This is a genomic window from Acinetobacter sp. Li1LvA2 (genome assembly GCF_056156705.1).
In genome coordinates this window covers 1-14,290 of sequence record NZ_JBSICF010000004.1, presented here as the reverse complement: position 1 = coordinate 14,290, position 14,290 = coordinate 1, and the positions used below count along the sequence as shown (strand labels likewise).

12 protein-coding genes are annotated in these 14,290 nt (G+C 38.8%); 2 read left to right on the top strand and 10 right to left on the bottom strand.

The genetic code is table 11. The annotated features are described in order from the left end of the window. Nucleotides 1–43 precede the first annotated feature (43 nt). Nucleotides 44–2,815 (bottom strand): DNA polymerase I, encoded by a 2,772-nt coding sequence (polA, locus tag ACS604_RS09590; RefSeq protein ID WP_474771466.1) that lies wholly within the window; start codon nucleotides 2,813–2,815, stop codon nucleotides 44–46. Nucleotides 2,816–2,969: 154 nt separating this feature from the next. Here polA and ACS604_RS09585 point away from each other — a divergent pair, with 154 nt between their 5' ends. After that, nucleotides 2,970–5,774 (top strand): DUF2339 domain-containing protein, encoded by a 2,805-nt coding sequence (locus ACS604_RS09585; RefSeq protein WP_474771464.1) that lies wholly within the window; start codon nucleotides 2,970–2,972, stop codon nucleotides 5,772–5,774. Here ACS604_RS09585 and ACS604_RS09580 read toward each other — a convergent pair. Both ACS604_RS09580 and ACS604_RS09575 read right to left on the bottom strand, forming a co-directional pair. Continuing rightward, nucleotides 5,764–6,681 (bottom strand): mechanosensitive ion channel family protein, encoded by a 918-nt coding sequence (locus tag ACS604_RS09580; protein ID WP_004794505.1) that lies wholly within the window; start codon nucleotides 6,679–6,681, stop codon nucleotides 5,764–5,766. The genes ACS604_RS09585 and ACS604_RS09580 overlap by 11 nt on opposite strands. 9 nt (nucleotides 6,682–6,690) lie before the next feature. Further along, on the bottom strand, nucleotides 6,691–7,512 hold the full coding sequence (locus ACS604_RS09575) for a hypothetical protein (protein ID WP_443271277.1): 822 nt from the start codon (nucleotides 7,510–7,512) through the stop codon (nucleotides 6,691–6,693). 96 nt (nucleotides 7,513–7,608) lie between these two features. On the opposite strand from ACS604_RS09575, the gene gspE reads away from it, so the two are divergent. Further along, nucleotides 7,609–9,099: a type II secretion system ATPase GspE gene (gspE, locus tag ACS604_RS09570; protein WP_004794500.1), complete on the top strand. Its 1,491-nt coding sequence runs from the start codon at nucleotides 7,609–7,611 to the stop codon at nucleotides 9,097–9,099. A 58-nt stretch (nucleotides 9,100–9,157) separates the two neighbouring features. Here the strand turns inward: gspE and ACS604_RS09565 are convergent, their stop codons facing one another. The 7 genes from ACS604_RS09565 to ACS604_RS09535 all read right to left on the bottom strand — a co-directional run bounded on the left by ACS604_RS09565 (nucleotide 9,158) and on the right by ACS604_RS09535 (nucleotide 14,100). Then, nucleotides 9,158–9,589: an organic hydroperoxide resistance protein gene (locus ACS604_RS09565; protein ID WP_002117290.1), complete on the bottom strand. Its 432-nt coding sequence runs from the start codon at nucleotides 9,587–9,589 to the stop codon at nucleotides 9,158–9,160. 87 nt (nucleotides 9,590–9,676) lie between these two features. Beyond that, the gene (locus ACS604_RS09560) at nucleotides 9,677–10,114 is read right to left on the bottom strand and encodes a MarR family winged helix-turn-helix transcriptional regulator (protein ID WP_004794498.1); all 438 of its coding nucleotides are present in this window, start codon (nucleotides 10,112–10,114) and stop codon (nucleotides 9,677–9,679) included. Nucleotides 10,115–10,279: 165 nt separating this feature from the next. After that, nucleotides 10,280–10,654: a DUF4951 domain-containing protein gene (locus tag ACS604_RS09555; RefSeq protein ID WP_004794496.1), complete on the bottom strand. Its 375-nt coding sequence runs from the start codon at nucleotides 10,652–10,654 to the stop codon at nucleotides 10,280–10,282. A 14-nt stretch (nucleotides 10,655–10,668) separates the two neighbouring features. After that, nucleotides 10,669–11,493: a carbon-nitrogen hydrolase family protein gene (locus ACS604_RS09550; protein ID WP_004794494.1), complete on the bottom strand. Its 825-nt coding sequence runs from the start codon at nucleotides 11,491–11,493 to the stop codon at nucleotides 10,669–10,671. 26 nt (nucleotides 11,494–11,519) lie between these two features. After that, the gene (gigB, locus tag ACS604_RS09545) at nucleotides 11,520–12,041 is read right to left on the bottom strand and encodes an anti-anti-sigma factor GigB (RefSeq protein WP_002117273.1); all 522 of its coding nucleotides are present in this window, start codon (nucleotides 12,039–12,041) and stop codon (nucleotides 11,520–11,522) included. A gap of 102 nt (nucleotides 12,042–12,143) precedes the next feature. Further along, the gene (gene gigA, locus ACS604_RS09540; protein ID WP_004794492.1) at nucleotides 12,144–13,112 is read right to left on the bottom strand and encodes an RsbU family protein phosphatase GigA; all 969 of its coding nucleotides are present in this window, start codon (nucleotides 13,110–13,112) and stop codon (nucleotides 12,144–12,146) included. 109 nt (nucleotides 13,113–13,221) lie between these two features. Next, the gene (locus ACS604_RS09535; protein WP_004794490.1) at nucleotides 13,222–14,100 is read right to left on the bottom strand and encodes an MlaA family lipoprotein; all 879 of its coding nucleotides are present in this window, start codon (nucleotides 14,098–14,100) and stop codon (nucleotides 13,222–13,224) included. Between the last annotated feature and the right edge of the window lie 190 nt (nucleotides 14,101–14,290).

Below are 14,290 nucleotides of genomic sequence, written 5' to 3'. Positions count from 1 at the left end.
TAAAAAAGGGCTGTATTTCACAGCCCTTTTTTATTTTTGCTAATTAATGGGCGTCATCCCAGTTTTGTCCTTGGCCAACTTCAACCACTAAAGGAACGGAAATTTCTACAACAGATTCCATGACTCTTGCGATTTGTTTGGAAAGTTCTTCAGCAATGTTTTGATCGGCTTCAAAAACTAATTCATCGTGTACTTGAAGTAGTAACTTAGCTTGATCTTTTGGCAAGATTTTATCAACTTCAATCATAGCAAGTTTAATAATATCAGCTGCACTACCTTGTAAAGGTGCATTGATGGCAGCACGTTCAGCAGCCTTACGCACCATCACATTTCGTGCATCAATATCTGGTGTATAAAGACGACGGCCTAAAATAGTTTCAACAAATCCTTGCTCTGATGCAACTTGACGCGTGCGTTGCATATATTCATAGATGCCAGGGTAGCGTTGGAAATATTGCTTAATATAATTTTGCGATTCTTGACGGGTGAAGCCAAGTTGACGAATCAAACCAAATTCAGACATACCATAAAGTAGACCAAAGTTTACTGCCTTGGCTTGACGACGCTGGTCATTGGTAACATCTTCGATAGCAATACCCAACACTTCTGCCGCAGTACGGCGGTGAACGTCTTGTCCGTGCTGGAACGCATGTACTAAAGCATCATCTTGAGAAAAATGTGCCATTAAACGCAGTTCAATTTGCGAGTAATCGGCAGCTAATAAAACTCGGCCTTCTGGTGCAATGAATGCTTTACGAATTTGACGGCCAATTTGTCTACGAATTGGAATATTTTGTAAGTTAGGATCAGAAGAGGAGAGGCGACCTGTCGCTGTAAGTGCTTGATGATAGCTCGTATGCACACGATGAGTGTCGTTATGAGATTGCTCTACTAGACGGTCCGTATAGGTACTTTTTAGCTTTGCCAAACCACGATGCTCTAGAATAATTTCCGCTAAAGGATGTTCAATCTTTTCTAAAACACTTTCACTGGTGCTGTATTGTCCAGTTGCAGTTTTTTTACCGCCTTTGATTCCTAATTTATCAAATAAGATTTCGCCTACTTGCTTAGGTGAAGCGATATTAAAAGTTTCATCTGCAATTTCCATAGCCTGATTTTCAAGGCCTTCCATGGTTTTTGCAAATTCAACACTTAATTTATCTAAGAAAGCATGATCTAAACGAATACCATCTTCTTCCATGCCTGATAAAATTCGGGCAACCGGCATTTCGATGTTATATAAAATATTTTCTAACTCAGGAAATGGCTTAAGTTTGTTTGAAAGTACTTCATACAAGCGATAGGTCACATGTGCATCTTCTGCTGCATAGTGGGCAGCAACTTCAATCTCAATTTGATTAAAAGTCTTTTGTTTAGCACCTTTACCAGCAATTTGTTCAAAAGTGGTGGTTAAGTGGCTTAAGTAGACACGAGCTACATCATCCATGCCATGACGAGTTGCTGCTGCATTTAGTACATAAGATGCCAGCATGCTATCGAAATACCAGCCTTTAAGCTCTATACCGTGATTAGCAAAGATATGGGCATCATATTTAAGATGATGACCGATTTTTTTAACTGCTTCATTTTCTAATACAGGCTTAATTTGAGCCAGAGTTTGTTCACGGTCCAGTTGCTGCGGTGCATTTTCATAATTATGCGCTAAAGGCACATAGTAAGCATCTTGCGCATCAAAAGCGATTGAAAAACCAACCATCTCGGCAATACGGTAATCAAGGCTTGTAGTTTCTGTATCAATGGCAAAATGATCAGCATTTTGCATGCGTTGCAAGAGTTGATCCCATGCTTCTTGAGTTAAAACAGTATGATAATTTGCAGTCCCAAGTTGGTCATCTTGACTGGTTAAACTTGCCTGATCTTCGGTTTCTATAGCGTCAGCTGGTTTAATTTCATCTTGAACGACTACTTGTGAAACTTGTTGTTTATAAGTAGAGCTGTTCGGATTATTCGGATGATCAAGCGACTGTAACTGATTTCTAAACTCAAGCTCAGTATAGAGGTTGCGTAAAGCATCAACATTTGGATCGGTAAGCTTTAATTCATGCCAGTCGAGTTCTAAAGGAAGATCACAGACAATGCTAGCTAACTGGTGATCAAGCTTAATATTGTCTAAATTATCTTTAATATTTTGGCTAATCTTACCTTTAAGTTGATCTGCATTGGCAATAATATTCTCTAAAGTGCCATATTCAGTCAGTAATTTAGCTGCTGTTTTTGCACCTACGCCAGGAACACCCATAATGCCGTCGGATGCATCACCCATTAGCGTTAAATAGTCGATAATCTGATTTGGCCAAACGCCAAATTTTTCAAATACACCGTCGGTGTCCATTACACGATCTTTAAAGCTATCTTCAAGTTTGACATGATCATTGACGAGCTGAGCCATGTCTTTATCTCCGGTTGAGATAAGTACATGATGCCCTTCAAGCACGGCACGTTTAGCAAGTGTACCAATAATGTCATCTGCCTCAGCGCCTGGAAGACTATATAAAGGAATGCCTTGGGCTTTAATTAATGCATGTAAATATGGAATCTGTTGAGATAACTCTTCAGGCATGGTTGGGCGATCACCTTTATAAATAGGTGAAAGCTTATGACGGAAAGTTGGCTCAGGGGTATCAAAAATTACGGCCATATGCGTCGGTTGCATACGACGCATAAGTTTTTGAATCGCAGAAATTGCTCCACGTATTGCATTGGTATGTAACCCTGTAGAGGTCGTCAATGGTGGTAATGCATGATATGCACGAAATAAAAAATAGGACCCATCAACCAAGACAAATGGTGGCATTGAACAATTCCTTAATTTGAATTACGGGTATTTTACGTGAAAACGGCTATGAATGCAGGTTTATGATTTTTGCAGTATTTTGTATGTATAAATATACGCTTGTATTGGCTTGAAGTAAGATGACATGTAATGAAGGTGTCATATTGCTAAGCCCATGTATAAAAAAGACAAACAGGGAATGATCATCGTTTTGATCGCTTTGACTTTGTTTTTAGCCATTTCAATTGGTTTTAAATTTCAGAGTGCTGTTGCTGCTTTATCTATTGCACTCGTGGTAGTACTGGTTCAGTTATTATCAAATCTGCATCAGCGTCTGACTCATTTAGAACAACAGTTTTCTCAGCAGAAAACGCCACTTTATTCTATTCATACGCAAACAATAGTGATTTATGCGGCCGCCTTGGTTGCATTAGTTGCTTATATGAATCACTGGATGTGGATTGCTGGGGGGGCATTACTGGTTTTATTGCTATGCTTAGTCCAAACGATTAGTGCGTTTCATACTCGACTGTTATACCTCGAGTCAGTAAAACAAACTGTTCATGTAAACGGTACTCTACAAACAGAAATTATAACTCCAGCGGTAGTACAAGTTGATTCCAATAGTACGGACACGTTAATCCCTGTTGAAACATCAGTTTTAAATCAAGAAGAACAACCAGTTCCTGTCAAAACTGCATGGTGGCAACCAGCAGTCGACTGGATGGTTCATGGCAATCCAATTTTAAGAGTTGCCGTCGCCGTGTTGATGGTTGGGGTAGTGTTGTTATTGCGTTTTGCAAGTGAGCACTGGCAATTAAGTTTAGGTGTAAAACTTGGTTTTATTGCAATTGCGGGAGGTGTATTAACGGCATTTGGTTATAGCTTGCAAAGGAAAAATCAACTTTTTGCTGTGGCATTGCAGGGTGTAGGGCTAGCTGTTGTATTCCTAACACTCGTGTTCTCGCATCATTTTGGTGTAATTGCCAATCTAACTACAGCGAGTATTCTGTTTACTATCTTATTGGCTATTACGGTATTCCTGAGTTTAAAACAACAAGCTATTTATTTGGCAATTTTAGCACTCGGCATGGCTTATGCAGCACCTTTAGTTATTCCACAATATCGTCCAGATGTAGTCTTCCTATTTAGCTACTACTTAGTCATTAACTTAGCAGTTGCTGCGGTTAATTTTATTCAACCATGGAAAATCTTAAATCAGATTGCTTTCTTTGCCACAATGTTTATTGGTGGTAGTGCGATAGGTTTTTATGCGGAACCAGCAAAATTTGACACATTAGACTGGATTTTATGGCTACATATAGCTCTGTTTATTTGGCTTAGTGTTCGTTATAGCCAAAATATATCTCGAGTTTCAGTACGTGAACAACAAGAAGGCATTCGTTTACCTCCGCTCTTGGATGTTGGTCTTATTTTTAGTGTGCCTGTACTAGGCTTTACGCTACATGCCTATTTAGTTCATGAGTCTACTCAAGCATTGACGATTGGTGCTGCTGTTTTGGCTGGTACCTATGCGATATTAACTTTCTGGATCAAAAAGACCCATCCTCAACTTTCAGTTCTTGCCAAAAGCTTTTTCATCCTCGCCGTTGCATTTTTTGCTTTAATCTTTCCACTCTCGAAAGGGGCACATTGGACTGCAATTGGTTGGGTTGCTCAAGGTACGGCCCTTATTGTATGGGGGGTAACTGAGCGGTACCGTTTAAGCCGATATATTGGTGTAATTTTAGTTTTACTCAGTTCGGTTGCATTGTTTTATCAATTTTGGGCGAATGCAGAGTTTCCGACTCTAAGTACAAGTATTTATGCAATTGCCCAATTCATTTCGGCCTATTATTTATTGCAATACAACAGTAAAGAGCAACACTATTTTAGCGCCAGCATGTTTAGCGGCATTTTCTTGTGTTTAGGGATGTATGCAGGCGCTATTGCTGGTATAGAAATTTTGGCATGGCAACATCATGGCTTAAGCCCATATTTGATGATTGCGATACTATTATTATCAATATTTAGTGTAGTGGTTCACTATAAACTAAGGGTCCAATGGCAGAGTCTACAGTTAGGTTTAATTAGTCTGTTATTGTTGTTAATTTTGGGTGAAGCCTTTACTAGTCAAGTATTCAGCATGTTTAAATGGCCGAGTATATTACAGCAGGGTACTTTCCTCATCACAGCAATGCTTCTTAGTGCCTTATTTGTTATGGCTCAACCGCAATCAGGTCAGTTTGGATCTTTAAAGGTCTGGTCTGGTTTGAGCTGGTTAGCATTAGCAACGGTTGGTTTGGCAATATTTCCACAAATGCCACTTGTTGCTCTGGCTTTTGTTCCTGTGGTTTATTCCCTTTGGGCGTATAAAGCTAATAAAACTACCTTGTTACATCAAATTCCAGTGTGGTGTTTAAGCTTACTTTGGTTGCTAGTAGTGAGCGTAGACCGGCATTCTGCTGAGTACCTTTACTTTGTTCCTTTGATTAACTTAACTGACTTCCTTTCAATTTCAGTATTTGCTGGTCTACTCTTTATTATTTATCAGCATGCTTTTGATCAAGATAAATCACTGGAGTGGACTTTTAAAATTACAACAATTCTAGTAGGGTTATTGGTGTTTAGTAGTGTGGTGGTTAGAGGCTTGCACCATTACTGGGCAACACCACTCTGGAGTGCTGCAATTTGGACAAATGGAATAGTACAGTTAAGTCTGACATTGCTTTGGGTAATCTTGGCATTCATTTTAACTACATTCTCTAGTAGAAAAATGATTCGTCAATTGTGGTTTGTAGGTGCTGCGCTTTTAGGGATTGTCGTATTAAAACTGATTTTACTAGATCTATCGCAAAGTGCCACTTTAACTCGAGTCATTTCATTTATTGGCGCGGGTGGGGTAATGTTGATTATTGCTTATCTTGCGCCATTACCACCATCATCCGCTGTACAGAAAAATGAAGAGCCTAAGCTTTAGGCTCTCGATTTAATTCTTTTTGATTGCTGTATTGATCGATATCATCTTCAGCAAAAACACTAGATGGTCGATCAATCAAGCCCATTTTAGGAACAGGGATTTCGATTCGGTTATCTAAAAATCCATTTCGAATTCTTTCTTGCATCTCATCTCGAACTTTTAAAGAGTTCTCTTGTCGACACCACATTGTAAATAAAAGCTCAATTGATGATTCTCTGAATGCAGTAACTGTAACAGCGGGTTTAGGATCATCTAAAACAAGAGGATAATGAGCTGCTACATTCAGTAGAACCTCGCGAACTTTAATGATGTCTTCATGGAAGTTAATTGCAAGTGTAATTGGAATACGTCGTATAGGATATTTAGATAAGTTGTGCACGGGAGCACGAATGAGTTGTTCGTTTGGCAAACGAATATAGACATTGTCTAATGTAAGCAGCTTAACCGAAAGTAAATCAATCGAGATCACTTCACCTTCAATTGTATTTCCACGAATGAGCGTAATCTGGATCGTATCACCGACTTCAAATGAACCTTCACCAATCAAAAATAAACCACTAATCAAGTTGCTGGCTGATGTTTGTGATGCGAAACCGAGCGCTACGGTTAAAATCCCTGCCGCGCCAAGAAACACACTCAGTTTAAAACCAGCTTCTTTTAAACTCGTCATAATGAAGAGTAAGAAAATGAAATAAAAAATACCACGGCGCCACACCAGACGTTGATGAGCATTAAAACGTGAGCCAATGGTTCTAATAAACGTATTCGAAATAATACGAGCAAGAACAAAGCCAATGAAACACAGTACAACAGCGACTAAAATTTCACTAATACGTTCGGTATTAATATTGGTAAATATGCTTTTGAGGCTATCAGCGATATCTTTTGGAATATTTGAATCAGCCATATAACCCTCTTAAAAGAATGAATCAAACATATTGAATAATGCTCCACCAGGTGAACGTGGTGGGTGAACATAGGTCACTTCACCAGCAAGAGGAGGCGTACGGTTTTCAATACGAATACGTGCGGGACGATCAGAACCTTCATAATAAACTTTAATTTGAGAAGTCCATAAACGACCAGTACTTTCACTATAAAAAAGAGGAAGGGCCGTAACTGGCACATTCATACGATCAAAGCGTAATTGATGATTACTGGTGTTGTGAAAATCAATCGGTGTAACCGCACGAAAAGCTCGAGGTGTTAACAGGTTTAAATCGGTACGCCCATCTACAGAAGTGGCATAACAAATTTCACCTTGCTGGGCATTTGGACCAAACCATGTATCTTTAGGTTGAATTACAGGAATCTCAAACAAAGGCTCATGCTGACTTTCAACTAAACCTGCAATCCATAGTGGTGTACTTATATATAGAGTCCCACGTTGTCCCGCTGGAATGTAGATAGGATCAACGGGTTTAATGACTACAGAACGGTCTGCCAGACGGGGCATAAGTAAAAATTCTGGATTAGTTTTCCGAAACATGTAGCGTTCTACTTGAACAGTATGTGGAAAGGCAAAGTTCGGATCGGCAATTGGATGCCAATCTTGCTCATTATCGTCTTGAAGAGAGGGGCGATAATATTCAATACGCCATTCTTTTATGCCACGTGTTAAACGAAAGAGCATTGAACCGAATTGCCACGCTTTGGACTGGTTAATTTCAAAGTGCTGTTCACCCCACCATTTTAAAGAACTCTGGGGGCGAGGCTGATATTCATTATTTTCAAACAAGACGTAAAATTCCTCTACCGAGTTGTTAAACAGACTTCACGCTGTAATCTGCTTAGAGTACACTCAAAATCATCTTACTCATCATTATAAATTGTGATGCAAATATTGAAACAAATACAAGTTCCATATAGTTTTGCCAAGCGTCATGGTGTTTTATTTCGTTATGACGGTGATCAAGTATTTATTATTAGACGTCAAAACACTGAAAAAATTGCATTGCAGGAAGCAAGACGAATTCTAGGTAAGCCAGCTCACTTCCAATTATGTACTGAACAAGAATTTAATACGCTCTTAAGTACAAGCTATGCCGGCGATACAGGGGAATCACAACAAGTTGCAGCAGGTTTAGAAGATCATCCTGATTTATTAAGTTTGGCCGATCAGGTTCCTGAGACAGAAGATTTGATGGATCAGGAAGATGACGCGCCTATTGTTCGTCTGATCAATGCACTACTTTCAGAGGCAATTCGAGTAGGGGCTTCTGATATTCACATTGAAGCTTTCGAAAAGAAATTATCTGTACGATTACGTGTAGATGGTCAATTACGTGAAGTTGTACAGCCGCGCCGTGAGTTGGCACCCTTGCTAGTTTCACGTATTAAAGTCATGGCAAAACTCGATATTGCAGAAAAGCGAGTGCCACAAGATGGGCGTATTTCTTTACGCCTCGCAGGCCGAGAGGTAGATGTCCGTGTTTCGACTTTACCATCTTCACATGGTGAAAGGGTCGTAATGCGTCTGCTCGACAAACAAGCTGGTCGACTTAATATGATCCATTTAGGACTGATGGCAAATGACTATGAGCGTTTAACTCAGTTAGTACATCGTCCTCATGGCATTATTTTGGTTACAGGGCCTACAGGTTCGGGGAAAACAACGACTTTGTATGCAGCTCTATCTGATCTAAATGATAATACGCGCAATATCTTAACTGCCGAAGATCCAATCGAATATCAACTTGAAGGCATTGGTCAAACACAAGTGAATACCAAAGTGGATATGACGTTTGCTCGTGCTTTAAAGGCAATGTTGCGTCAAGATCCAGATGTAGTGATGGTGGGTGAGATTCGTGATTTGGAAACGGCTGAAATTGCAGTACAAGCATCGTTAACTGGACATTTGGTTTTATCGACACTACATACCAATACCGCTATTGGTGCGGTTACTCGACTTAAAGATATGGGAATCGAGCCTTTCTTATTATCAAGCTCTTTAATTGGGGTGATTGCTCAACGTTTGGTACGTACTTTATGTCCACATTGTATGACATGGCGTGAAGCTGATACTTTTGAAAAACAGGTTTTTCAACATATTCATAATGAACCTTTGTTGCAGTTACCTGAAGCCAAAGGATGTGATCATTGCTCACATTTAGGCTTTAATGGACGTACAGCCATTTATGAAATCGTACCTGTTGATGAGCCAATGCGTCGCCTTATTCATGGCAATGCGGCTGAATATGAGTTAGAAAATCATGCTCGTCAGTATTCGGGTTCTATTCGTGATGATGGTTTACGCAAAGTACTTACAGGTAAAACCACACTTGAAGAAGTACTTCGAGTAACCAATGAAGCAAGTGAAGTATAATTTGTAATCTGCAATAAAAATGCCCGATATGATTCGGGCATTTTTTAAACTTAAAAAATTACTCAGTCACAATATTAAAAGTTACATCAATATTGTTGCGAGTTGCATTTGAATATGGGCAAACAATATGTGCTGCTGCAACTAACTTTTCAGCTTCTTCACGGTCCATACCCACTAAGTAAACATTTAAAGTTACTTCGATGCTAAAACCTGTAGGAATTGGACCAATACCCACTTCACCTTCTACATAAGCATCTTTGCTAATATTAAATTTATCGCGGTTTGCAACAAATTTTAAAGCTCCTAAAAAGCATGCTGAATAGCCAGCTGCAAATAATTGCTCAGGGTTTGTTACGGCACCACCAGCGCCACCCATTTCTTTAGGTACGCCAAGTTGTACATCTAATACACCGTCAGATGAAGTTGCACGGCCATCACGACCACCGGTTGCTTTAGCTTTTGCGCGATAAACAACTTTTTCTAATGACATCGTTTTTATTCCTAAAATAAATTGAATACAAATATATCGTACACGACTTAATTATTTTGACAAGTATATTTTTTGAAAAATTGCTGTTTATTTGACTAGGTTTGTACGGAGTTTGGTAAGTTGATCTTTCAGGCCTAATAGTGTTGTCATATCACATGAACTTGCTTCTAGTACACCTGCTGGAATATCCAATGCTTGATCTTTTAATTTTTTTCCTTCATCGCTAAGTGTAATAATCACTTGTCTCTCGTCTTGAGTTGAGCGGGTACGATGAAGCAAATGCAGGGCTTGTAACTTTTTCAAGATAGGAGTGAGGGTGGATGATTCTAAAAAAAGTTTAGCTCCAATTTCTGAAACAGTCACTTCATCTTGCTCCCATAACACTAACATCACTAAATATTGGGGGTAGGTAAGCCCCAAAGGCGCGAGAAGTTTTCTATAGAGTTGATTAAGCGCTAAATTTGTTGAATAAATGAGGAAACATAATTGATTCTCAAGCTTTAAGTTTTGACAGTCTTGGTCCATATATTCCTCAAAGAAACTCATATTACTTTTCTAGTATATCGCGTTCTATTCAGTTTCTTAAATGTTCATAATAATAGGTTATGAATAGAGTAAATTAAGAGACATAAAAAATGGAATAATTAATCCAATTATTCCATAACATAAAAATATTTTAGATAAAATTGTCTACCACAGATCTGCAATTTTTTTCATTAAACGCGCACGATATTTAGCGGTAGGATTATTTGCATTGCGTTGTTGCTCTTGTTCATAAAAATCTTGCCATGCAGTAATCATTTCAAGCGTTGTTCCTTGTTTTTTAATCATAGAAACATCTGCTGGCTGAATATTTTCTAAACGTTGTCTTGCGCCTTCTGCACCCGTTCCCCATCCAATTATTCTCTGGCCAAATGCAGGCAAAGGAATATCTTTAGGAGTAGAGGGGAGAATATCTGATTTGAGCTGTGCCGTTGGTGAAACGAAATGATTCGTTGTCCCAAACTCAGCATAACAATGAATATTTGCCCCCAAGCAAAAAAAGCTAAATAAGTATTTCCACATGAATAATTAAACTTTTAATAGTGAATTAATTTACGGTGTGTCATTAGAGGCATTGAAGAGCGGACAAGATCTTGCGCCGTTAGATCAAAGGGCACAGTAATTAAACCATTTCCTTCATATCCAACCATACTTAAAATTTGGCCACGACTATCAGTTGCCCCAGAGTGTCCCCAGGTCTGTCGTTTTTCACCATGCCAGCCCTGTTGTGCTGCACCTAAAACATAACATTGGCTATCCATTGCCCGAGCTTGTAATAAAAGCTGCCAGTGCATTTGTCCAGTTGTATAGGTAAATGCAGCAGGGGCAGTAAGAATATGAGCGCCTTGTTGTCTTAGCGTTAGAGCAAGCTCTGGAAAACGCAAGTCATAACATACCATTAAGCCAATATTGCCAAAAGGGGTAGATGTGACTACTACGTCTGTTCCTGGTTCAAAGAAACGAGACTCCTGATAACCACCAACAGCATCACCCACTTGTACATCAAATAAATGAATCTTGTCATAACGCGCTTCTGTACGCTCAGGACTAATACAGAGGCTAACAGTTCGGACGCGACCATCTTGAATAGTGGAACCATCTGGACGGAATGGGCAAGGTAAGGTGCCAGCCACAATCCAGATTTGATATTGATGTGCGAGTTTCTCAAGCCTTTGTTGAATAGATTCAAATTGCTCAGCAGTTTCACGTTGTTTTCCAGCAGCAAAACATACAAAGTTTTCGGGGAAAACAATCAAACTGGCATTTTGTGCCTTGCTCTGTTGAATCAAAGACTCAATGACTTGAAAATTATTTTCAATATCATTTTGAGAGTTCATTTGAGCAACAGAAACGAGGGTCATATTCTAATCCGGCTTAATGGTGAAAATCAGGCATTTTGCTTGTCAGATACCTGTTCAAGAGTATCTTGTTCTTTCTGTAACTGCTTAACAAGTGGCTCAAACATATTCTGATTGTTTGCATTGAGTTTCATCAATGTCTTATGTGCATCCAGAACAGTTCTTAGCATTGCATTATGAGTGATTTGTTCATCTGTTAACGTTAATGTGCAAACGTTAGGATCACCACAATAATTCAAAATGACAAAAACCTGCCCTAGCCCCATACTGTTGGCTAAGGTTGTGATATCTGGATTGGTAGATAGCATCACAGCTTGAATATGATGAGTCTGTTTAAGCTTTAAACCTAGCTTAGCTAGGATGCCTAATACAGTACTATCAATAAATGTTGTTTGGGTTAAATCAACGATTGCACCTACAACATTCTCTTGCTGTTCAATTCTGTTTAAAAGTTTGTCTAGACTTATACAAGAATGGGCTCGCACTTCACCAATAAGTTTGAAAATATGCGTTCCATTTAAACTTGCATATTCAACATGACCTGTTGACATATAAATGCCATTTTCAGAGAAGGATAGAAAAATTATCACATAGTGCCATCCCAGACTCAAGAGTCCTTAAGTCGTATATTATGTAATTAATTGATTCGTAAATTAATTCATTCGACAAAGACTGAAGATGGCAATATCGTCGGCCACATGATCGGGTGCTTGAAATGATTGATTTTGCAAATGATGGACCAATTGTTGGAACTGATCGTTTAAACCGCCATCAAAAGGTTCGAGGGCTCCGTCCGAGCAAACAATGAAGCGAGCATGGCGATTTAACGTACAAATATGCTCTTCAACTTCGAGTTCGTCAGTTAAACCTAGTGGGAAACTGCTCGTTGTTAGAATCTTCGGTGCCTGATTAGGCTCAAAAATGATAGGAGGAGGGTAGTGCCCAGCACTTGACCAGCGAAGAGTATGTGTTTCAAGGTTTAAAATACCCACCACAATCGTAATGTGCTTTTCGATATTTTCTTGAACTAGCATCCCATTTAATTTTTTTATTAATTGTCTTGGGGTTTTGGAGCGACCATGAAATGCTGCCATCCATGATGTTAATAAACTACTGGTTACACCATGACCTGAAACATCAGCAAGATAGAATAAAACTTCTTTATCATTTAATTTCCAATAGTCGTACCAATCACCGGAAAGATAAGCTGAAGGCTGAAAGAAAGTTTCGACTTCATAATTTAATAAATCAATTGGATTCGGCAATAAACGTTTTTGCAGTTCAGCAGCCGAAGGTAAATCACGACTATCTTGGTTACGCTTATATTGAGCATCAATTTTTGATAAGGCTTTATTTAAATCATTAGGTAACTGATTCCACACCCAGCCTGCAAGAGCACCTGCTTCCCATGCATGTGCCAAAGCGGTACCTTCATGTTCAAAAGCAATTACGACCGTTGGTAAATTCCATTTATAAGTTAGGAAATCTTGTACATCTGCAATTGCAATGATGGTTGGATCATATAAATCTAAATCATCTATGTTAATGACTTGTAAGCCTGGCAGTTTATCCAAAGCTTGCTCTAAATAAGGAATAGAGCGTGTCGGTTTAATAAAATACATAGAAGATATGGTAGTCCTTTTATATGATCACTTTATTCATCATAGAGTATGTATGATCAAAATCAAGGTATTGCCGAACTCTTAATCCAAGCAACACCTTTATTTCATGTTAAGGGTTTTGATTCTCATCTGGTGTATCTTCTGAGTCATCATCAATGAAAGATACGTCAGCTGAGTCACCTTTCTTCTCTGCAATTTGGAATGCTTTACGCTGGAGATATAAGTCTCGAATCATAGCGTATTGATCACCTTGTAAGGTTTGATCTAAGTCAAGATATTGAGCACGTGTATCCACGGCTTGTAATAGATTACTCGACCAATAAAGACCTTCTTGATCATCCATAACGTATTTTTGTGGGCGAGCTTGGGCATCTACTGCTAAACCAAAACCATCACGTAAGGTGCTTGGACCAAAAAAAGGCAACATAAGGAATGGGCCAGAAGGAACGCCATAGTAGCCAAGAGTTACACCAAAATTCTCTTCTTCAGTTGGTAAGCCTAAGCGACTTGCTGGGTCAGCCAAACCAAGAGTAGTTAAAGTGTTAATCGTAAATCGGCCTAAAGTTTTTGCTGCACGACCAGGGCGGCCTTGAATAAGCTGATTGACAGCATTCCATGGTTCACCAAGATTTTTACGGAACTGGCGATAAGAACCACGTACATCTTCTGGGGTTTTTTCTCTATATTGAACAGCAACTGGGCGTAAAAAATTGCGATCCAACATATCATTAAAAGAATAAATTGGACGGTTCAATGATTGCAAAGGATCTTTGACAAGATCTGGTTGAGCTGCATTTGCATTAATTTTTAAATCTTTAACTTTAATGTTTTTTAAATCTTTAATAATTTGTGAACGGGGATGGTTTGGCCCTGTTTCTTCTAATGAACTCGCATTAGCAGATTCACTTACCGTGTTTTCTTGAGCATATATAGAGGTACAAACACCTACAGATAACACGCTTAGTAAAATTAAATTAGAATAATTCATATAATTCCTTAACCGCCAGCCAGGCTAATACTTAATGTGCAGTTGGGTGGAGATATGTTTTAATACAAAATTGATAACCTATTATCAATGTAAAATTGATCAAATAATATAGATAAAATGCTAAAAAGGCTAAAAAACGAACATGTGGCAATATTAAATTAAAAAAGGGGTTGCCAAAGGTTTTTAATGG